General features: G+C 71.9%; 17 protein-coding genes and 1 riboswitch. Of the genes, 4 read left to right on the top strand and 13 right to left on the bottom strand.

The window, feature by feature from the left end; translation table 11 throughout:
* Positions 1-157 precede the first annotated feature (157 nt).
* Both LZ604_RS06500 and LZ604_RS06505 read right to left on the bottom strand, forming a co-directional pair.
* A complete protein-coding gene (locus LZ604_RS06500) occupies positions 158-1,513 on the bottom strand; it encodes a metallophosphoesterase (protein WP_234513296.1) in 1,356 nt (451 codons plus the stop codon).
* Between the two features lie 17 nt (positions 1,514-1,530).
* Positions 1,531-1,773, bottom strand: a complete 243-nt coding sequence (locus LZ604_RS06505) for an SCO4848 family membrane protein (protein WP_234513297.1) — start codon at positions 1,771-1,773, stop codon at positions 1,531-1,533.
* Positions 1,774-1,876: 103 nt separating this feature from the next.
* Between LZ604_RS06505 and LZ604_RS06510 the strand changes: the two genes are divergently transcribed.
* On the top strand, positions 1,877-3,151 hold the full coding sequence (locus LZ604_RS06510) for a D-alanyl-D-alanine carboxypeptidase family protein (protein ID WP_344412832.1): 1,275 nt from the start codon (positions 1,877-1,879) through the stop codon (positions 3,149-3,151).
* Here LZ604_RS06510 and LZ604_RS06515 read toward each other — a convergent pair.
* Positions 3,099-4,010, bottom strand: coding sequence for a YihY/virulence factor BrkB family protein (locus tag LZ604_RS06515; RefSeq protein WP_234513299.1), 912 nt, complete (start codon positions 4,008-4,010; stop codon positions 3,099-3,101). The genes LZ604_RS06510 and LZ604_RS06515 overlap by 53 nt on opposite strands.
* 137 nt (positions 4,011-4,147) lie before the next feature.
* Between LZ604_RS06515 and dprE2 the strand changes: the two genes are divergently transcribed.
* Complete coding sequence (gene dprE2, locus LZ604_RS06520; protein ID WP_234513301.1) at positions 4,148-4,912, top strand: decaprenylphospho-beta-D-erythro-pentofuranosid-2-ulose 2-reductase; 765 nt, start codon at positions 4,148-4,150, stop codon at positions 4,910-4,912.
* Positions 4,913-4,966: 54 nt separating this feature from the next.
* Here the strand turns inward: dprE2 and LZ604_RS06525 are convergent, their stop codons facing one another.
* The 5 genes from LZ604_RS06525 to LZ604_RS06545 all read right to left on the bottom strand — a co-directional run bounded on the left by LZ604_RS06525 (position 4,967) and on the right by LZ604_RS06545 (position 10,106).
* Positions 4,967-5,554, bottom strand: a complete 588-nt coding sequence (locus LZ604_RS06525; protein ID WP_234513303.1) for a 2'-5' RNA ligase family protein — start codon at positions 5,552-5,554, stop codon at positions 4,967-4,969.
* A 153-nt stretch (positions 5,555-5,707) separates the two neighbouring features.
* Positions 5,708-6,721 carry a tryptophan--tRNA ligase gene (gene trpS / locus LZ604_RS06530; protein WP_234513305.1) on the bottom strand — a complete coding sequence of 338 codons (1,014 nt, stop codon included), beginning with the start codon at positions 6,719-6,721 and terminating at the stop codon, positions 5,708-5,710.
* Between the two features lie 198 nt (positions 6,722-6,919).
* Positions 6,920-8,371: a glycine hydroxymethyltransferase gene (locus tag LZ604_RS06535; protein ID WP_234513307.1), complete on the bottom strand. Its 1,452-nt coding sequence runs from the start codon at positions 8,369-8,371 to the stop codon at positions 6,920-6,922.
* 40 nt (positions 8,372-8,411) lie between these two features.
* Positions 8,412-8,500: riboswitch (ZMP/ZTP riboswitch) on the bottom strand.
* A gap of 76 nt (positions 8,501-8,576) precedes the next feature.
* Complete coding sequence (locus LZ604_RS06540; protein WP_234513309.1) at positions 8,577-9,761, bottom strand: glutathionylspermidine synthase family protein; 1,185 nt, start codon at positions 9,759-9,761, stop codon at positions 8,577-8,579.
* A 6-nt stretch (positions 9,762-9,767) separates the two neighbouring features.
* Positions 9,768-10,106 (bottom strand): hypothetical protein, encoded by a 339-nt coding sequence (locus LZ604_RS06545; protein ID WP_234513311.1) that lies wholly within the window; start codon positions 10,104-10,106, stop codon positions 9,768-9,770.
* A gap of 140 nt (positions 10,107-10,246) precedes the next feature.
* Here LZ604_RS06545 and LZ604_RS06550 point away from each other — a divergent pair, with 140 nt between their 5' ends.
* Complete coding sequence (locus LZ604_RS06550; RefSeq protein ID WP_234513533.1) at positions 10,247-11,098, top strand: hypothetical protein; 852 nt, start codon at positions 10,247-10,249, stop codon at positions 11,096-11,098.
* A gap of 58 nt (positions 11,099-11,156) precedes the next feature.
* Here LZ604_RS06550 and pdxR read toward each other — a convergent pair whose 3' ends face one another.
* Positions 11,157-12,566 carry a MocR-like pyridoxine biosynthesis transcription factor PdxR gene (gene pdxR, locus LZ604_RS06555; RefSeq protein ID WP_234513313.1) on the bottom strand — a complete coding sequence of 470 codons (1,410 nt, stop codon included), beginning with the start codon at positions 12,564-12,566 and terminating at the stop codon, positions 11,157-11,159.
* Positions 12,567-12,613: 47 nt separating this feature from the next.
* Here pdxR and LZ604_RS06560 point away from each other — a divergent pair, with 47 nt between their 5' ends.
* A complete protein-coding gene (locus LZ604_RS06560) occupies positions 12,614-13,153 on the top strand; it encodes a carboxymuconolactone decarboxylase family protein (RefSeq protein ID WP_234513317.1) in 540 nt (179 codons plus the stop codon).
* Between the two features lie 114 nt (positions 13,154-13,267).
* Here LZ604_RS06560 and LZ604_RS06565 read toward each other — a convergent pair whose 3' ends face one another.
* The 4 genes from LZ604_RS06565 to LZ604_RS06580 are packed head-to-tail and all read right to left on the bottom strand — an operon-like array spanning position 13,268 to position 18,954.
* The gene (locus LZ604_RS06565) at positions 13,268-14,227 is read right to left on the bottom strand and encodes an ABC transporter substrate-binding protein (protein ID WP_234513320.1); all 960 of its coding nucleotides are present in this window, start codon (positions 14,225-14,227) and stop codon (positions 13,268-13,270) included.
* 1 nt (position 14,228) lies between these two features.
* Positions 14,229-16,169 carry an ABC transporter permease gene (locus LZ604_RS06570; protein ID WP_234513321.1) on the bottom strand — a complete coding sequence of 647 codons (1,941 nt, stop codon included), beginning with the start codon at positions 16,167-16,169 and terminating at the stop codon, positions 14,229-14,231.
* Positions 16,169-17,425 (bottom strand): quaternary amine ABC transporter ATP-binding protein, encoded by a 1,257-nt coding sequence (locus tag LZ604_RS06575; RefSeq protein ID WP_234513322.1) that lies wholly within the window; start codon positions 17,423-17,425, stop codon positions 16,169-16,171. Before LZ604_RS06575 ends, LZ604_RS06570 begins: the two co-directional genes overlap by 1 nt.
* Positions 17,425-18,954, bottom strand: coding sequence for a GMC family oxidoreductase (locus tag LZ604_RS06580; protein WP_234513323.1), 1,530 nt, complete (start codon positions 18,952-18,954; stop codon positions 17,425-17,427). Before LZ604_RS06580 ends, LZ604_RS06575 begins: the two co-directional genes overlap by 1 nt.
* Positions 18,955-18,960: the final 6 nt, after the last annotated feature.

The raw sequence follows: 18,960 nt of genomic DNA on the forward strand, positions 1-18,960 counted from the left end.
GCGCCCTCCCCAGGCCCTCAGCGCAAGCCACTCCCCTGTGGCGCGGATCACCCAATCACAGTGATTCACTTGGGGGAAGGGCCATTTGGTGAGACGAGGATGAACTTACCGAGGGGTTGTTGCGGGCCGGTTTCACCGCACGTGAAGCGCTTGCGGTTCAGGCCCGGCGCGACGCCAGTTCCACGATCGTGATGTCCGAGGGAGCCCCCACCCGCGTCGGCGGGCCCCAGGCGCCCGCCCCCCGGGACACATAGAGCTGGGTGTCGCCGTAGCGTTCCAGGCCCGCGACGGTCGGGTTGGCGGCGGCCGCCACGAGGTCGCCGGGCCAGAGCTGGCCGCCGTGGGTGTGACCGGACAGCTGGAGGTCCACGTGGTGCCGCACGGCCTCGTGGATCTGCAGGGGCTGGTGGGCCAGGAGGACGACGGCTCGTGCGGTGTCGCGGTCGCCGAGCGCCTTGGCGAAGTCGGGGCCCTCGCCCTCGCTGTCGCCCGCAAGGTCGTTGACGCCGGCCAGGTCGAAGGCGGGCAGCTCCGTGCGCGCGTTCTCCAGCGGGTGCAGGCCGAGCCTGCGCACCTCCTCGATCCACTGGTCCGCGCCGGAGTAGTACTCGTGGTTGCCGGTGACGAAGTAGCTGCCGTGACGGGCCCTGAGCCGCGACAGCGGTGCCGCCGCGGGGCCCAGGTCCTTCACGCTGCCGTCGACCAGGTCGCCGACGACCGCGATCAGGTCCGGCTGGGTCGAGTTGATCGTGTCGACCACGCGCTGCGCGAACCCCCGGCCGAGTACCGGGCCGAGGTGGATGTCGCTCACGACGGCGATACGGAAACCGTGCGCGGAGCGCGGGAGTCTGGCCAGCGGGACCGTGACGCGCTTCACCGCGGGGCCGCGCAGCACGCCGTACGTGCCGTAGCCGACGGTGCCGACCGCGGCAGCGGTCACGGCCCCGCCCACGACACGCGAGACGAAGAGACGGCGGGAGGGGAGGGCGAGCGCGGTCGAGGGACCCGGATCCGGCGCCGACCCGGAACCCGGATCGGGCGCGGGCGCGGGCTCCGTGTCCAGCGCGGTCTCCGACAGCGGCGCGGCGGCCGTCTCCGGCCCGGCATCCGGCAGTGGCCCGGTCCGGGTGGCCGGGTGGGTCGTTCCCGGCGGTGCCGGAGAAGGACTTGTCGCCGTGGGCCGTGCCCGCCTGCCGTGGGCCGCCAGACGACGCACCAGTGGCCGTAGGGCCTCTCCCGCGACCAGCGCCAGCAGCAGATACAGCGACAGCGCCATCCACAGGAAGCCCGGCCAGCCCAGGACGCGCTGAAGCCAGAAGGGGGCTCCGGCACGCTCGGCCACCAGGGCCGCGACCGTCAGCACCGGTCCGGCGACGAACACGGCCGTGCCGGTGCGCCGGGCGAGGCCCGGGCCGCGGGTCGTGTCGTGGACCAGCCGGCGCCATGCGTACCGGTGCAGCGCGGCGAACGCCGCCAGGACGGTCACGGCGATGAGGACGAAGACGGCAACCACCGTGTGCCCGCTCCCCGTTATGGCGTACGTCGCAGCGCGCGCAGTCCACGCAACCCGATGACACCGATGACTGTCCCCAAGACAAAGGAGACGACGGCGAGCGTCAGGTGGACCCAGAAGTACGCCGTCGGATTCCCCGCGTCGTCGAACGCGAGTCCGCTGCCGTCCTTCCACAGGTTCTTGACGAAAGTGATCCAGATGACCCAGCTCCACACCCCGAAGGCGAGCAGGAACCAGGAGAGGGGGCGGCTGAGCTTCATACCCTCAGTATCGCTGCTCCGGGGTGGCCGTTCGCCCAGGGGTGTCCGGTATCGGCTGGGACCGGCCGGGACTTACCGTCGCGCACCCGGTACGTTCGCGTCCGTGTCCGTCTTGAAGAAGATCGCCGGGCGTCGCCTGCCGATCACCTCCGCCGCCGTGTTGTCCCTCTCGCTCGCCGCTCCCGCGACCGCTTTCGCGGCCCCGCCCAGCCCGACCGTGGCCGCTTCGGCCAAGCCTCCGGCGGTGATGTCCACGGTCGGCGGCGAACTGCTCGGCAGGCCGGGCACCCAGGTGAACCTCGGCGGTGGCGCCCCGGTGCTCCCGAAGGACCTGACCGCGCGCTCCTGGATCGTCGCCGACGCCGAGTCGGGTGACATTCTGGCCGCCCACAACGCGCACTGGCGGCTGCCTCCGGCGAGCACCCTGAAGATGCTGTTCGCGGACACCGTGCTGCCCAAGTTCCCCCGGAGCGAGACGCACAAGGTGCTCCCCTCGGACCTGGCCGGTATGGGCGCCGGGTCCAGCCTGGTCGGGATCAAGGAGGGCGAGAGCTACACGGTCCACGACCTGTGGCTCGGTGTCTTCCTGCGCTCCGGGAACGACGCCGTGCATGTGCTGTCCGCGATGAACCACGGGGTCGGACAGACCGTCAGGGACATGCAGGCACACGCGGAGGAGTTGCAGGCCCTCGACACGCACGTGGTCAGCCCGGACGGCTATGACGAGCCCGGGCAGGTCTCGTCGGCGTACGACCTGACGCTGTTCGCCAGGTCCGGGCTCCAGAAGAAGGACTTCAGGGAGTACTGCTCCACGGTGCGGACCTCGTTCCCGGGCGAGACCACGAAGAAGAAGGGCAAGACGACCCGCGGGTCCTTCGAGATACAGAACACCAACCGGCTGCTGGCCGGGGACTTCGATGTCACCCCCTACCGGGGCATAGCGGGTGTGAAGAACGGCAACACCACCAACGCCGGTGCCACCTTCACCGGAGTCGCCGAACGGAACGGCAGGGTGCTGCTCGTCACGGTGATGAACCCGGAGAAGAAGGAGCACAACGAGGTCTACCGGGAGACCGCCCGGCTGTTCGACTGGGGCTTCGGTGCGGCCGGGAAGGTCCGGCCGGTGGGCGAGCTGGTCGCACCCAAGGGCGCCGGTACGGGCGGCCAGGCCGGCGGCACCGGGACGTCCGAGGGCAAGGGAACGGGCGGGGGGACCGGCAAGGCCGTGGCCGCCCCGGTCAAGGGCGGCGGCTCCAGCGGGATCGGGGTGGCACTCGCCGTCTCCGGCGGAGTGCTCCTCCTGCTCGCCGCCGGCGTCTTCCTGGTCAACCGCCGCTGGCCGCTGCCCGATCTGGTACGCCGTCGGACGCGTCCGTGACCTCGCCGGTCGCGCCGCTGCCCGTCGCCGTCCAGGCGGCGCAGAACAGCACCAGTTTCGAGGTGAAGTTGATCCACAGCAGCAGCGCGACCGGCACCCCGAAGGCGCCGTACATGCTCTTCGAGGCGACACCCTGGATATAGCCGCTGAGCAGCAGCTTGAGCAGCTCGAAGCCGACCGCGCCGATCAGGGCGGCGGTCAGCAGCCGGTGTCGCGGGGGTTCCACGCCGGGCAGCAGGGTGAGGACGTACAGCAGGAGCAGGAAGTCGGCGAGGACGGCGACGGCGAAGGCGGCGATCCGCAGCAGCACGCTGCCCCAGCCGCCCGGGCCGAGGCCGAGCTCCCCGGCCACCCAGTCGACCAGGGCGTTGGCGACGGTGGAGATGGCGATGGTCACCAGCACCGCGCCGCCTAGGCCGACGAGCACCACGCCGTCCTTGACCTTGGCCAGCACCGGATTCTCGCCGCGGTCGGGCAGTTCCCACACCGCGCGCAGACAGTCCCGCATCTGGCCGACCCAGCCGATGCCGACGAAGAACAGCGTGGCACCGGCGATGACGCCGACGGTGCCGGCGTTCTGCACCAGACCGTGGATGTCGAGCTGGCCGGAGATGCCGGGGAACTGGTCGGCGACCTTGCTCTGGAGCTTGTTCTGCTGGTCCACGCTGAGTGTCGCGGCACCGATCGCGGCGGCGACGGTGAGCAGCGGGAAGAGCGCCACGAAGCTGACGAACGTCATGGCGGCCGCGAGCCGGGTCCATTTCACCCGGTCGAGGCGTTCGTACGAGCGCCAGGCGTGCGTGGCCGTCAGCCGCACGGCCAGCGGCCCGATGCCGGGGAGTCTCTTCAGCCAGTCCATGTTCCGACGCTCCCCTCGTGGCCCTTGCCGTCTCCCGGCGTACTCCGGCTTCCCCGCATCACCCGTTTCAGTGAGGAGCGACGCCGAGTGGGGATATTGAGAGGTTATGCCTGTTCTGCAACGCTACGGTCACGGTCATGCCTGCCCACAAGGATGCATTCAGCGCTCCCCGCTCCCTGCTGATCCTCGGCGGCACCTCCGGGATCGCGCTGGCCACCGCCCGCCGCCTGGTGGCCCGGGGCGCCCGGACCGTCTGGCTGGCCGGCCGTCCCTCCCCCGAGCTGGACAGGGCCGCCGGGCATCTGCGCGGGCTCGGCGCCGACGCGTGCACCGTCGCCTTCGACGCGCTCGACCCCGAGTCCCATGAGAACGCGCTCGGCAAGGTGTTCGCGGAGGGGGACATCGATCTGGTGCTGCTCGCGTTCGGTGTGCTCGGCGACCAGGCGACCGACGAGCGCGACCCGGTGGCCGCGGCGCGCGTCGCGCAGACCAACTACACGGGCGCGGTCTCGGCGGGCCTGGTGTGCGCCCGGGCGCTCCAGGAGCAGGGCCACGGTTCGCTGGTCCTGCTGTCGTCCGTCGCCGGTGAGCGCGCCCGCCGAACGGACTTCATCTACGGCTCCAGCAAGGCGGGGCTCGACACGTTCGCGCAGGGCCTCGGTGACGCGCTGTACGGCACCGGTGTGCATGTCATGGTCGTACGCCCCGCGTCCCTGGGCGGGCCCGGCGCGGCCGCACGGGACCGGGGGCCGCTGACCACGACCCCGGAGCAGGTCGCCACGGCGATCGAGCTGGGGCTGCGGAGGAGGTCGGAGGTGGTGTGGGTGCCGGGGGCCCTGCGCCTGGTGATGTCGGCCCTGCGGCATCTGCCGAGGGCCCTGTTCCGGCGCCTTCCGCTCTAGGGCCCGACGCCCCGGCCCAACGCCCCCGGCCCGGCGGACGGCCGGTTCGGACCCCTAGCCCTGATGGGCGGGAAGGGACGTGTCCTCGGTCGGGGCCGTCGCCTGGGGCGGCACCACCGCGCCGCCGAACGGGAACTCCCGCAGTTTGCGCCAGACGCCGTCCGGACCCTGCTCGTACAGCGCGAAGCCCGTGCACGGCCACTCGGCCTCGTAGCCGGACAGCTCCTCGTACGCCCGGTCCATGGACGCCTCGTCGATTCCGTGCGCCACCGTGACATGCGGGTGGTACGGGAACAGCAGGTCGCGCGCCACCGGCCCGGACGCGTCCCGGACCTGCTTCTGCAGCCGGGCGCACCCCTCCGCGCCCTCGACGACGCGGATGTACACCACGGGCGACAGGGGACGGAACGTGCCCGTCCCGGACAGCCGCATCGGGAAGGGACGCGCGGCCGTCGCGACCTCGACGAGGTGCGCCTCGATCGCGGGCAGTTCGGCGGCGTCGACCTCCGTCGGCGGCAGCAGGGTGACATGCGTGGGGATGCCGTGAGCCGCGGCGTCGCCGAAGCCCGCGCGCAGCTCCTGGAGCAGGCTGCCGTGAGGCTCCGGGACCGCGATCGACACACCGATCGTTACGGTCCCCACGTCGTCTCCTGTCGTCGTGTTGGTGTGCGTGGCCGGGGCAGGACGGGCTGCCTGTGGTGTTCGCATTCCGACTGTACGACCACGCACCGCCGTCGGTCAGGCACAGTCAGAGTGGAGTGCAGCACTCCACGGCGCGTCGGGGCACGGCGCGGGTCAGTGCTTGGCAGGCAGGAAGCCCACCCTGTCGTATGCCTGGGAGAGCGTCTCGGCCGCAACCGCACGCGCCTTCTCCGCGCCCTTTGCCAGGACGCCGTCCAGCGTCTCGGGGTCGTCCAGGTACTGCTGGGTGCGCTCCCGGAACGGCGCCACGAAGTCCACCATGATCTCGGCGAGGTCCGACTTGAGGGCGCCGTAGCCCTTGCCGTCGTACCGCTGCTCCAGTTCGGTGATAGCGGTGCCGGTGAGGGTCGAGTAGATGGTCAGCAGATTGCTGATCCCCGGCTTCTCCTCCACGTCGAACCTGATCACCGTGTCCGTGTCCGTGACGGCGCTCTTGACCTTCTTGGCGGTGGCCTTCGGGTCGTCGAGCAGGTTGATCAGGCCCTTCGGCGTGGACGCCGACTTGCTCATCTTGATCGACGGGTCCTGGAGGTCGTAGATCTTCGCCGTCTCCTTGAGGATGTACGGCCGCGGGAGCGTGAAGGTCTCGCCGAAGCGGCCGTTGAAGCGCTCGGCGAGGTCGCGGGTCAGCTCGATGTGCTGGCGCTGGTCCTCGCCGACCGGGACCTCGTTCGCCTGGTACAGCAGGATGTCGGCGACCTGGAGGATCGGGTACGTGAACAGGCCCACGCTCGCGCGGTCGGCGCCGTGCTTGGCGGACTTGTCCTTGAACTGGGTCATCCGGCTGGCCTCGCCGAAGCCGGTGAGGCAGTTCATGACCCAGGCGAGCTCCGCGTGCTCGGCGACGTGGCTCTGGATGAAGAGCGTGCACCGCTCCGGGTCCAGCCCGGCCGCGAGCAGCTGGGCGGCGGCCAGACGGGTGTTGGCACGCAGCTCCTTCGGATCCTGCAGGACCGTGAGCGCGTGCAGGTCGACGACCATGTAGAACGCGTCGTGAGTCTCCTGGAGGGCAACCCACTGGCGGACGGCACCGAGGTAGTTGCCGAGGTGGAACGAGCCGGCGGTGGGCTGGATGCCGGAGAGCACGCGAGGACTGTCGGAAGCCATGTTCACCATTCTCTCAGGTCCGGCGGACCGTTCGGTAAGCGGAGGGAGAGGGTGCTCACGGGTGGCCCACGAAGGGACCGGTACTGGGGGCCGGGGCGCGTACGCCGTGCGCCGGGCGCGGCCCGGAGGCAGGGGTGCCTCCGGGCCGCGGCGGGAGCTGGTTCGATCCGTGAACGGCCGGGGGCCGCGGCGACCGGATCAGCCCAGGTCGATCTCCGGGTAGAGCGGGAAGCCCTGGAGCAGGTCGCTCGCCCGGTGGGCGATCTCGTCGGCGATCTTCGGGTCCAGCACGTGCTGGGCCTTGGACGGGGTGCCCTTGCCGGTGGTGCCGGGGACGGCGGTCGTCAGGACGCGGTCGATCAGGGCCGCGATCTCGTCCATCTCCGCCGTGCCGAGGCCCCGGGTGGTGAGCGCGGGCGTGCCGATGCGGATGCCGGAGGTGTACCAGGCGCCGTTCGGGTCGGCCGGGATGGCGTTGCGGTTGGTGACGATGCCCGACTCCAGCAGGGCCGCCTCCGCCTGGCGGCCGGTGAGGCCGTAGGAGGAGGCCACGTCGATCAGGTTCAGGTGGTTGTCCGTGCCGCCCGTGACCAGCGTGGCGCCGCGGCGCATCAGTCCCTCGGCGAGGGCGCGGGAGTTGTCCACGATCCGCTGGGCGTAGCCGCGGAAGGACTCCTGCCGGGCCTCCGCGAGGGCCACCGCCTTCGCGGCCATCACATGCGGGAGCGGGCCGCCCAGCACCATCGGGCAGCCTCGGTCCACCTGGTCCTTCAGGGAGTCGTCGCACAGGACCATGCCACCGCGCGGGCCGCGCAGCGACTTGTGGGTGGTGGTCGTGACGATCTGCGCGTGCGGCACCGGGTCGAAGTCGCCGGTCAGGACCTTGCCCGCGACCAGGCCGGCGAAGTGGGCCATGTCGACCATGAGCGTGGCGCCGACCTCGTCCGCGATCTCGCGCATGATCCGGAAGTTCACCAGGCGGGGGTAGGCCGAATAGCCCGCGACGATGATCAGCGGCTTGAACTCGCGGGCCGACGCGCGCAGCGCCTCGTAGTCGATCAGACCGGTGGCCGGGTCCGTGCCGTAGGAACGCTGGTCGAACATCTTGCCCGAGATGTTCGGGCGGAAGCCGTGGGTGAGGTGGCCGCCCGCGTCCAGGGACATGCCGAGCATGCGCTGGTTGCCGAAGGCGCGGCGCAGCTCGGCCCAGTCCTCCTCGGAGAGCTCGTTGACCTGGCGGACGCCCGCCTTCTCCAGGGCGGGGGCCTCGACACGCTGGGCGAGGACGGCCCAGAAGGCGACGAGGTTGGCGTCGATGCCGGAGTGCGGCTGGACGTAGGCGTGGCGGGCGCCGAACAGCTCCTTGGCGTGCTCGGCGGCGAGCGACTCGACGGTGTCGACATTGCGGCAGCCGGCGTAGAAGCGGCGGCCGATGGTGCCCTCGGCGTACTTGTCGCTGAACCAGTTGCCCATGGCCAGCAAGGTGGCCGGGGACGCGTAGTTCTCGGAGGCGATCAGCTTGAGCATCTCGCGCTGGTCGGCGACCTCCTGGCCGATGGCGTCGGCGACGCGCGGCTCGACGGCGCGGATCACGTCGAGGGCGGCGCGGAAGGCGGTGGACTCGGTGGAGAGTGGCTGCTGCTCCGGCATGTCGGCCTCCGGGTGGCGTGGCTTGAAGCGGTCACGGTTCACGGTCGGCCCAGGCGCACGGCACTCGCACATCAGGGGCCGCTCCCCGATGGTCGGTCCCATCCCAGCGCGCCAGTCACGGCCCGTCGATCAGCCTACCGGGCGGGGCGGGCGGCCAGGTCCCCGCGTCCACCATGCGAGCGACGGTGCCTGCGGCGCGCGCCGCTCACAGGATCACGTGCGGCAGGAACCGCGCGTACTCGTCCGTGACCAGGCCGGAGGACTCGCGGATGCCGAGTCCGGCCGACTCGTCCGCGACGACCCAGGCGCCGAGGACGACGCGGTTGCCGTCGAAGGACGGAAGGGGCGCCAGCTCCTGGTAGCAGCACGGCTCTTCCCGGACGACGGGTTCGGCGCCCGGCTGATGGACGGTCACGCCCTCGCCCTCGCGGCCGAGAAGCGGCTTGGTGACATAGCCCGTGGTGTGCGCCAGGTCGCGGGGGCCGTCGAGGTGGGCCGGGAGGAGATTCGGATGGTCCGGGTACAGCTCCCAGAGGATCGCGAGGAGCGCCTTGTTGCTGAGCAGCATCTTCCAGGCGGGCTCGATCCACAGCGTGCTGCCCGTGCCGCCGCCGTTGTCGAGAGTGTCGATGACATGGCCGCCGAAGCGGTCGGCGACCAGCCACTCCCAGGGGTAGAGCTTGAAACAGCTGCGGATAAAACGCAGCCCGTTGTCGACGAAGCGCCGCGAGAGCGGGTCCCAGCCGATCTCCTCCATGGAGATCCAGTCGGTGTCGAGCCCGGCCTGCTCGGCGGTCTCCTTCAGGTACGCGACCGTCATGAGGTCCTCGCCGAGTTCGTCGACGGAGGAGTGCGCGAAGTAGAGCGGACCGCCGGGCGGGAGGAGCGCGGACTGCTTCTCCCAGGCGGCGACCAGGCGTTCGTGGAGGGAGTTCCACTGGTCCGCGCCCGGGAAGCGCTCCTGCATCCAGAACCACTGGGGCGAGGCGGCCTCCACCAGGGACGTGGGTGTGTCGGCGTTGTACTCCAGGAGCTTCGCCGGGCCCGTACCGTCGTACCGCAGGTCGAAACGGCCGTAGAGAGAGGGGAGTTCGGCACGGCGGCGCCAGGCCTCGGCGACCGCGCGGGCCACGCGCGGGTCGGTGATGCCCAGGTCGGCGAAACGGTTCTGCTCGACGATGTGCGCGGCCGCGGCCAGGCACATGCCGTGCAGTTCCTCGACGGCCTCCTCCAGCGCCTCGACCTCCTCCAGCGAGAAGACGTAGTACGCGCTCTCGTCCCAGTAGGGGCGCAGGGAGTCGTCCGGGTAGCGGGTGAGCGGGTAGATGAGGCCCTGCGCCTCGACGGTGCGCTGCCAGTCGGGGCGGGGCTCGGTCGTGCGGCGTTCCACGGCCGCTCAGCCGCCGGACTTGCCGTGGCCGCCGAAGCCGCCGCGGTGGACGCCGCTGTGGCCGCCGCCGGATCCGCCCGAGCCCTTGGGCCTGGTGAAGGAACCGCCGCTCACGAAGCCGCTCTTCTTGCTGCCGCCGTAGTACCAGCCGTCGTGCCCGGACGGCCCGGAGGAGGTGCAGTACTTGTCGGCGACGACCTTGTACCCCTTGCCGAGGGTGTAGCTGTCGCGGTCGACGCAGCGCTTGTCCGGGTCCGAGGAGCAGGCGGTGAGGGCGGCGGCGAGGAGTCCCATGCCCCCGAGGACGACCGTGCCCGAGCGCAGTTGCCGGCGTGTGCCCGCCATGTTCGTGGCCCCCGTCGAGTGAGATGTCGTTGAGACATCGGTGAGAAGTTTCCGGCCACCAGACTAGAGATGGCCACTCTGGTGTTCGATCGGGCCCCTGCCTCCGTGCGCTCCTCTACAGTCGCTTTGTGTTCTTTGGAATGGTGTGCGCGCTCGGTGCGGCGGTCTGTTTCGGTACGGCGACGGTGTTGCAGGCGGTCGCGGCACGCGCGGCAGGCACCGGCGGGGGCGGGGAGGCGGCGCTGCTGCTGCGGGCCCTGCGGCAGTGGCGGTATCTGGCGGGGCTGGCGCTGGACGGGCTCGGGTTCCTGCTGCAGATCGCGGCGCTGCGGTCGCTTCCGATCTACGCGGTGGGCGCGGCCCTCGCCTCGAGTCTGGCCGTGACGGCGGTGGTCGGGACGCGGCTGCTGGGAGTGCGGCTGACGGGGAGTGAGGGCGCCGCGGTCGGGGTGGTGTGCGCGGGGCTCGCCCTGCTGGGGCTTGCTTCCGGGGCCGAGGGCGACCGGGCCGGGTCCACGGCGCTGAAGTACACGATGCTCGCTGTCGCGGTGGCCGTGCTGGTGCTGGGGGCGGCCGGGGGACGGCTGCCGGGGCGGGGGCGGTCGCTGGTGCTGGGGCTGGGCGCCGGGTTCGGCTTCGGGGTCGTCGAGGTGGCGGTACGGCTGATCGACGGGCTCACGCCGTCCGCCCTGCTCACCAATCCGGCTGTGTACGCGCTGCTGCTGGGCGGCGGCGCGGCCTTCCTGCTGCTGACCACGGCCCTGGAGCGGGGGTCGGTGACGGTGGCGACGGCGGGCCTGGTCGTGGGCGAGACGGTGGGGCCGGCCACGGTCGGGGTGGTGTGGCTCGGCGACCGGACCCGCGAGGGGCTGACCTGGCTCGCGGTACTCGGCTTCTGCGTCGCCGTGGCGGGCGCGCTGCTGCTGGCCCGCTTCGGCGAGGCTCCGGCCCCCGCGGCACAGGTGGCGAAAACCCCGCTCGGTCAGAGCTGACCAACCACCGATCTCTGCCGCCCCTCACCCCGCCGCCTCCCGGGGCGGCGGCGAACCGTCACGGCAGGGCCCGGCACAGAGCCTCCAGCGCGCCCGCCCATGCGTGGTCCGGTGGGGTGCCGTAGCCCACGACCAGGGCGTCCAGGGGCTCGATGGCGGCGTGCGGGTGGTGGTGGCGGGACAGTCCGTGGACGGCCAGCCCCTGCCAGGCGGCCGCCCGTACCACCGACGCCTCGGAGCCCGGCGGCAGCTCCAGTACGGCGTGCAGGCCGGCCGCGATGCCCCTGACCCTCACCTCGGGGGCGCGGGACGCGACCGCCTGGACCAGGGCGTCACGGCGGCGCCGGTAGCGCAGCCGTGCGGCGCGGACATGGCGGTCGTAGGCACCCGAGACGATGAACTCCGCCAGGGTCAGCTGGTCGAGGACACCCCCGGACCAGCCGCCGGTCTCCCGTACGGCCACCACCTCCGGGACCAGGGACGGGGGCAGCACCATCCACCCCAGGCGCAGCCCGGGGGCCAGCGACTTGCTGGCGGTGCCCAGGTACACCACGTGGTCCGGGTCGAGGTCCTGGAGCGCGCCCACCGGCTGACGGTCGTAGCGGAACTCGCCGTCGTAGTCGTCCTCCAGCACCAGGCCGCCCGTGCGGCGGGCCCAGTCCACCACGGCGGCCCGCCGTTCGGGCCGCAGCGCCCCGCCCATCGGGAACTGGTGCGCCGGGCTCAGCAGCACCGCCGCCTCACCGGTCAGCGCCTCCGTCCCGGTCCCGAGGTCGTCGAACGGGAGCGGGACCGTCCGCAGACCCGCCCGCTCCACGATGGTCCAGTGCACCTCCAGGCCGTACGACTCCACGGCCAGCGAAGCCGGTGAGGCGGGCGAGCCGGCGGCACGGTCGCGCAGCACCTCGCCGAGCAGCTTCAGCCCCTGTGCGAACCCGGAGCAGACGACGATCCGCTCGGGGTCGGCGCGGACGCCCCGGACCCGGGAGAGATAGCCGGCGAGCGCGGTGCGCAGCTCCGCCCGGCCGCGCGGATCGCCGTAGCCGAGGGCCTCGTGGGGCGCGGAGGCCAGGGCGCGGCGGGCGGCTCTGAGCCATTCGGTGCGCGGGAAGAAGGAGAGGTCCGGTCTTCCCGGGACCAGGTCGTACGGGAGGCTGCCCGGCTCCCGCGGCTGGGCGGCCGGCCGGCCGGACGGCCGGGGCGTCGCGCGCTCCGTGACCCGGGTGCCCGAGCCCTGGCGTGCGGTGAGCCAGCCCTCGGCGACGAGGTCGGCGTAGGCGTCGGCGACCGTGTTGCGCGCGACGCCCAGGTCGGCCGCGAGCGAGCGGGAGGAGGGCAACCGGGTGCCGGGGGCCAGCCGCCCGGTACGCACCGCCTCGCGCAGGGCGTCGGTCAGGCCCCGGCGCAGACCCGGACCGGTCGGCTTCAGATAGAGGTCGGTCCCCAGAGTGGCCCATAGTTTCTCCACGGAAATGGACCATACTCCTGGGCTGCCTCGCTCCCAGGGTCGAGAGTATGACGAGCAACGACCACACGCCCACGAACAGCGACACCACGGGCGGCACCCCCACGACCGCGGGGTACGCGCCCGAGCACATACCCCGTCTGAACTGGGCCGAGCACGCCCCGGAGGTCTACCGGGCGATGGTCCGGCTCGACTCGGCCGCCGGGCGCGGCCTCGACCCGAAGCTGCGCGAGCTGGTGAAGATCCGTGCCTCGCATCTCAACCACTGCGCCTTCTGGCTCGACATGCACACCAAGGACGCGCTCGCCGCCGGCGAGAGCGTCGAGCGGATCGTCCAGCTCGGCGCCTGGGAGGAGTCGCGGCACTTCTACACGGAGAAGGAGGCCGCGGCGCTGGAACTGACCGAGGCGGTCACGGTCCTCACGGAGGGATTCGTGCCGGACGAGGTGTACGAGCGAGCCGCCAAGCACTTCGACGAGGCGGAGCTGTCCCAGCTGATCGCCGCGATCGCGGTCATCAACGCCTGGAACCGGTTCGGCGTGACGGCCCGTGCCGTGCCGGGCCACTACCGGCCGGGGCAGTACTCGTAACCGCCGTACGTCGCCGGGGGCGCCGACCGTGCCCATCCGATCGGCGCCCCCGGCGAACCGCTGCCGCTGCCGCGGGCCGGCATCCCGGGATCCCTCGGCGTGCGGCAGGGCTGATCAGGACAGCCAGGCCCGCCACGTCGAGGGGTGGCTGTCCACCCACTTCTTCGCGGCCTGGTCCGGGGTCATCTTCCGGTCGGCGATCATCAACGAGACCTCGTTCTGGTCCTCGGTGGTCCAGCGGAACCTCTTCAGGAAGGCCGCCGCCTTGCCACCGTTCCTCGCGAAGCCGGCGTTCAGGTACTTCTGCAGCGGCGTGTGCGGGTACGCACAGGCCACCTTCGCCGCGTCCGCGTCACAGCCCTCCTTGTACGGCGGCAGCTTCACCTCGGTCATCGGGACCTTCTTGAACAGCCACTGCGGGGTGTACCAGTACGTCAGGTAGGGCTTGTGCTCCTTGGCGAACTGCCTGATCTGCGTGATCTGCGCGGCCTCCGAACCGGCGAACACCACCTGGTAGTCCAGCTTCAGGTTGTCCACCAGCGCCTTGTCGTTGGTGACGTAGGACGGCGAGCCGTCCATCAGCTGCCCCTTGCCGCCGCTCTCCGCGGTGCGGAACAAAGGCGCGTACTTGTCGAGGTTCCGCCAGTCCGTGATGTCCGGGTGCTGCTTGACGAGGTACGTCGGGACGAACCAGCCGATGTGACCGGTCACCCCGAGGCCGCCGCCACGGGCGATGGTCTTCTTGTCTTCGACGTACCGCTTCTCCTGGTCGGGGTGGCCCCAGTCCTCCAGGATCGCGTCGACCCGGCCCTGGCTGAGCGCGTCCCAGGCGGGGACCTCGTCGACCTGGACGGTGTCGACCCGGTAGCCGAGCTTGTGCTCCAGGAGGTACTGGGCCACGGCCACGTTGGCCTGCGCGCCCACCCAGGACTGCACCGACAGGGTCACCGTCCTCGCGCCCTGGGCACCCGCGAACGGCGAGGCCTGCCTGGTCATGTCGGCGGCACCGCAGCCGGTCGTCAGCGCCAGCACGGCGAGTGCGGCGGTCACCATCTTTCTGCGCGTACGAGCCATGTCACGCTCCCTTCTTCGCGCGCCGCTCGGTCGGCTGGGTCACCCGGTCGAGCATCAGACCGAGGCAGACGATCGCCGCGCCGGCCACCAGACCGGTCGCCAGGTCGCCCTGCGCGAGGCCGAAGACGACGTCGTAGCCGAGCGCGCCGCCGCCGACCAGGCCGCCGATGATGACCACGGCGAGGACCAGGACCACGCCCTGGTTGACCGCGAGCAGCAGCGCCGGGCGGGCCAGCGGGAGTTGCACCTGGCGCAGTTGCTGGGCGCTCGTCGCGCCGAGCGAGCGCGCCGACTCCAGGGCGGCCGGGTCGACCTGGCGCAGACCCTGGGCGGTGATCCGGACGACGGCCGGGAGCGCGTAGACGACCGCCGCCGCGACGGCGGGTGCGCGGCCGACGCCGAACAGCGCGACGACCGGGATCAGGTACACGAACTGTGGCATCGTCTGGAAGACGTCCAGGACCGGGCGCAGCAGCCGTTCGAACCGGTCGCTGCGGGCCGCCGCGATCCCGGTGGCGAACCCGAGGACGAGGGTGACGGCGACGGCCGCCAGCACCTGGGACAGCGTGTCCAGGGACGGCTTCCACACCCCGAGCACACCGGTGGCGGCCATCGCGAGGACGGCGGTGAGCGCGGTGCGCCAGGTTCCGATCAGCCAGGCCAGCGCGGCGACGACGAGCAGCACCGACCACCAGGGCAGCCACTGGAGACCGGCACGCACCGGGTCCAGGATCCAGGTGGTGAAGTGGGCCGCCCAGTCGGCGGTGCCGCCCACGTAGGGGACGCCCGAGTACAGATGGGCGGTCATCCAGTCGACGGCACGGTTCACCGGCTCGGCGATCGGCACGGTCCAGGCGCCGGGCCATTCCAGGCGGCCGGCGAGCCGCGCGGCCAGCGCGACGGCGACGGTCGCCACGGCGGCGTACGCCCATCCGGCGCGGCCGCCGGGCCGCTCGCCCTCGGCTCCCGCCGCGCCGGTGACCCGGTCGAGGACGACCGCGAGCAGCACGATCGGGATGCCGGCGGCGAGAGCGGCGCCCACGTCGACGGAGGCGAGGGCCTGGTAGACCCGGTCACCGAGACCGCCGGCGCCGATCACCGAGGCGATGACCGCCATGGACAGCGCCATCATGATCGTCTGGTTGAGGCCGAGGAGCATTTCCCTGCGGGCCAGTGGCAGCCGGGCGGTGACCAGCCGCTGGCGGGCGGTGGTGCCGAGCGACTCGACCGCTTCGAGGACCTCCTTGTCGGCGCCGCGCAGGCCCAGCGCGGTGAGCCGGGCCATGGGCGGGGCCGCGTACACGACGGTCGCGAGGACGGCCGCGGGGACGCCGATGCCGAAGACCAGGACGACGGGCAGGAGGTACGCGAACGCGGGCAGCACCTGCATGGTGTCGAGGACGGGGCGCAGGGCGCGGAACGTACGGTCGGACAGGCCCGCGGCGAGGCCCAGCAGCGCGCCGAGCAGCACCGAGACGAGCACCGCGACCACCATGAGCGCCAGGGTCTGCATGGTGGGGACCCACATGCCGAGCAGACCGCAGGCGAGGAACGCGGCCGCCGTGCCCAGGGCCAGGCGGGCGCCCGCGGCACGCCAGGCCAGCAGCGCGGCGGCGGCCGTGACGCCCGCCCAGCCCGCGGCGAGCAGCACGAGGTAGACGGCGCGTACGGACAGGACGACGGCGTTGCTGACGTAGCCGAAGAAGTACAGGAAGAGGGGGTGGCTGTCGCGGTTGTCGATGACCCAGTTGCTGGCCGAGGCCAGCGGCTTGGAGAGGTCGACGGTGAGCGCGTGCGGCCAGGCGCCGCTCGCCCAGCGGCCGTGGGCCAGCGGCACGAGCACCGCCGCGACGGCCGCCAGCAGCAGCAGCTTGCCCACGGCACGGTGTCTGAGGAGGCCGGGGAGCTTGGCCTTGGGTGCGGTGGCGGTCAGCGTGGCCATCACACCACCCCCTTGGCCTGCTCCGTTCCGGTCACGGCGCCTGGCTCCGTCCCGGCCGCGATGTCCTGCCCGGTTGCGGCCGCGGCGTTCCTACCCGCGCCGTCCACGGCACCCTGCTCCGTCCCGGCCACGGCATACTGCTCGGACCCCGCCACGGCACCCTGCTCGGCCCCGGCGATGGCACCCGGCTCCGTCCCGGCCACCACGCCGAGCAGGCGCTCGTGGTCGACGACGCCGAGGCAGCGGCCATGGTCCATGACGCGGGCCGGGGAACCGGTGCGGGCGACCGCCTCGATCGCCTCCGAGACCGTCGCGTCCGGCGACACCGCCGGGCCGTCCTCCGTCTCCTGCGCGGACGCGGCGCGCATGGCCGAGCGGACGGTCATGACCTGCTCGCGCGGCACGTCCCGGACGAACGCGCGGACGTAGTCGTCGGCCGGAGAGCCCACGATCTCCTCGGGGGTGCCCAGCTGCACGATGCGGCCGTCGCGCATCAGGGCGATGCGGTCGCCCAGCTTGAGGGCCTCGCTCAGGTCGTGCGTGATGAAGACCATCGTGCGGCCCTCCTCACGGTGCAACCGGACGACCTCCTCCTGCATGTCGCGCCGGATCAGCGGGTCGAGCGCGCTGAACGGCTCGTCGAACAGGAGCACCTCGGGGTCGACGGCGAGCGCGCGGGCGAGCCCGACCCGCTGCCGCTGGCCGCCGGACAGCTGGCTGGGGCGCCGCTGCTCCAAGCCCTCCAGGCCGACCTTGGCGACGAAGTCGGCGGCGCGCTCGCGGCGTTCGGCCCGGCCGACGCCCTGGATCTCCAGGCCGTACGCGATGTTGTCGAGGACCGTGCGGTGCGGCAGCAGGCCGAAGTGCTGGAAGACCATCGCGGCGCGGTGGCGCCGCAGTTCGCGCAGCCGCGCCCTGTCCATGGCGCGGACGTCCTCGCCGTCGATGGCGATACTGCCCGTGGTCGGCTCGATCAGCCGGGTCAGACAGCGCACGAGAGTGGACTTGCCGGAGCCGGACAGGCCCATGACGACGAAGACCTCGCCCTTGCGGACGTCGAAGCCCACGTCGCGGACGGCGGCCGTGCAGCCGGTGCGTTCGCGCAGCTCGGCGGCCGGCAGCGCGGCGAGTTCGGGATCCTCCGGGATGCGGGCGGCCTTCGGGCCGAAGACCTTCCACAAGCCGTCGACCGAGAAGACGGGGGCGTCGTCGGGCGTGCCGGTGGGCGCTTTGCGAGTGGGAACTGCGAGAGCCATCAGGCCTTACCTCCGAGCAGATCGGCGGCCTTCTCCCCGACCATGAGCACGCCGATCATCGGGTTCACGGCGGGCATGGTGGGGAAGACGGACGCGTCGGCGATGCGGATACCGTCCAGGCCGCGGATCTTCAACTGAGGGTCGACCACGGCGAGTTCGTCGGTCTCGGCACCCATACGGCAGGTGCCGGCCGGGTGGTACACGGTGTGGGCGACCTTGCGCGCGTACGCGCTCAGTTCCTCGTCGCCGGTGAGGTCCGGACCGGGGCACACCTCCCGCTTCAGCCAGCCGGCCAGCGGCTGGGTCTTCGCGATCTCGCGGGCGATGCGGATGCCGTCGACGAGGGTGCGGCCGTCGTAGTCGTCCTCGTCGGTGAAGTAGCGGAAGTCGAGCGCGGGCTTGTCGCTCGGGTCGGCGCTCGTGAGGTAGAGGCGGCCCCGGCTCTTCGGCTTGGGGATGTTCGGGGTCATCGAGACGCCGAACTCCGGCCGCTCGTAGCCCAGTCGCTCCGGGTTGTCCGTGAACGGGATCTGGTAGAAGTGGAACATCAGGTCCGGGCCCGGCTGTTCCGCATCGCGGCGCACGAACAGACCGGCGTCGCTGTCCATCGCGGAGTTCTCCGGGATCGGGCCGTGCGTCTCCCACACGATCACCGACTCCGGGTGGTCGAGCAGGTTCTCGCCGACGCCCGGCAGATCGTGCGCGACCGGTATGCCGAGCCTCTCCAGGTCCGCCTTGGGGCCGATGCCCGAGTGCAGCAGCAGCCGCGGGGAGTCGACGGCGCCGGCGCACAGCACGACCTCGCGCCGGGCACGTACGAGCATCTCCTCGCCGTCCTTGGTGCGCACATGCACGCCGTCGGCGTGGGTGCCGTCCATCTCGAGCCGGTACGCCCAGGTCTCCAGGAGGATCGTCAGGTTGGGGCGCTCGTCCATCACCGGGTGCAGATACGCCACCGACGCGCTGGAGCGCTTGTTGTTCTCGGGGTGGTAGGCGAGGTCGAAGAAGCCGACGCCCTCGGTGAACGGCTTTGTGTTGAAGCCCTCCACGCGCGGTACGCCGAGCGCCTCCTGGGCCGCGTCCACGAAGTCGCGGGCTATGGGGTTCCGGTCCTTCTCGTCGACGGGGACGATGTTGTTGAGGAGCCGGGCGTAGTACGCCTCCATCGGGACGGCGCCCCAGCCCTCGGCGCCGGCGGCCTCCCACTCGTCCCAGTCGGACGGCAGCGGCTTGAACGCGATCAGCGTGTTGTGGGAGGAGCAGCCGCCGAGCACTCGGGCGCGGCTGTGCCGGATGTGGGAGTTGCCGCGTGGCTGCTCGGTGGTCGGGTAGTCGTAGTCCAGCTCACCGCCGAGCAGGCCCATCCAGCGGCGCAGGGTGAGGACGTCGTCGCGGCCGACGTCGCTCGGGCCGCCCTCGATCACGGCGACGGTGACGTCCGGGTTCTCGGTGAGTCGGGAGGCGATGACGGATCCCGCGGTGCCGCCGCCGATGACGACGTAGTCGTACTCGTGCGGGTTGTGGTGCATGGGGAG

Source organism: Streptomyces glomeratus (assembly GCF_021462825.1).
Lineage (GTDB): Bacteria > Actinomycetota > Actinomycetes > Streptomycetales > Streptomycetaceae > Streptomyces > Streptomyces glomeratus.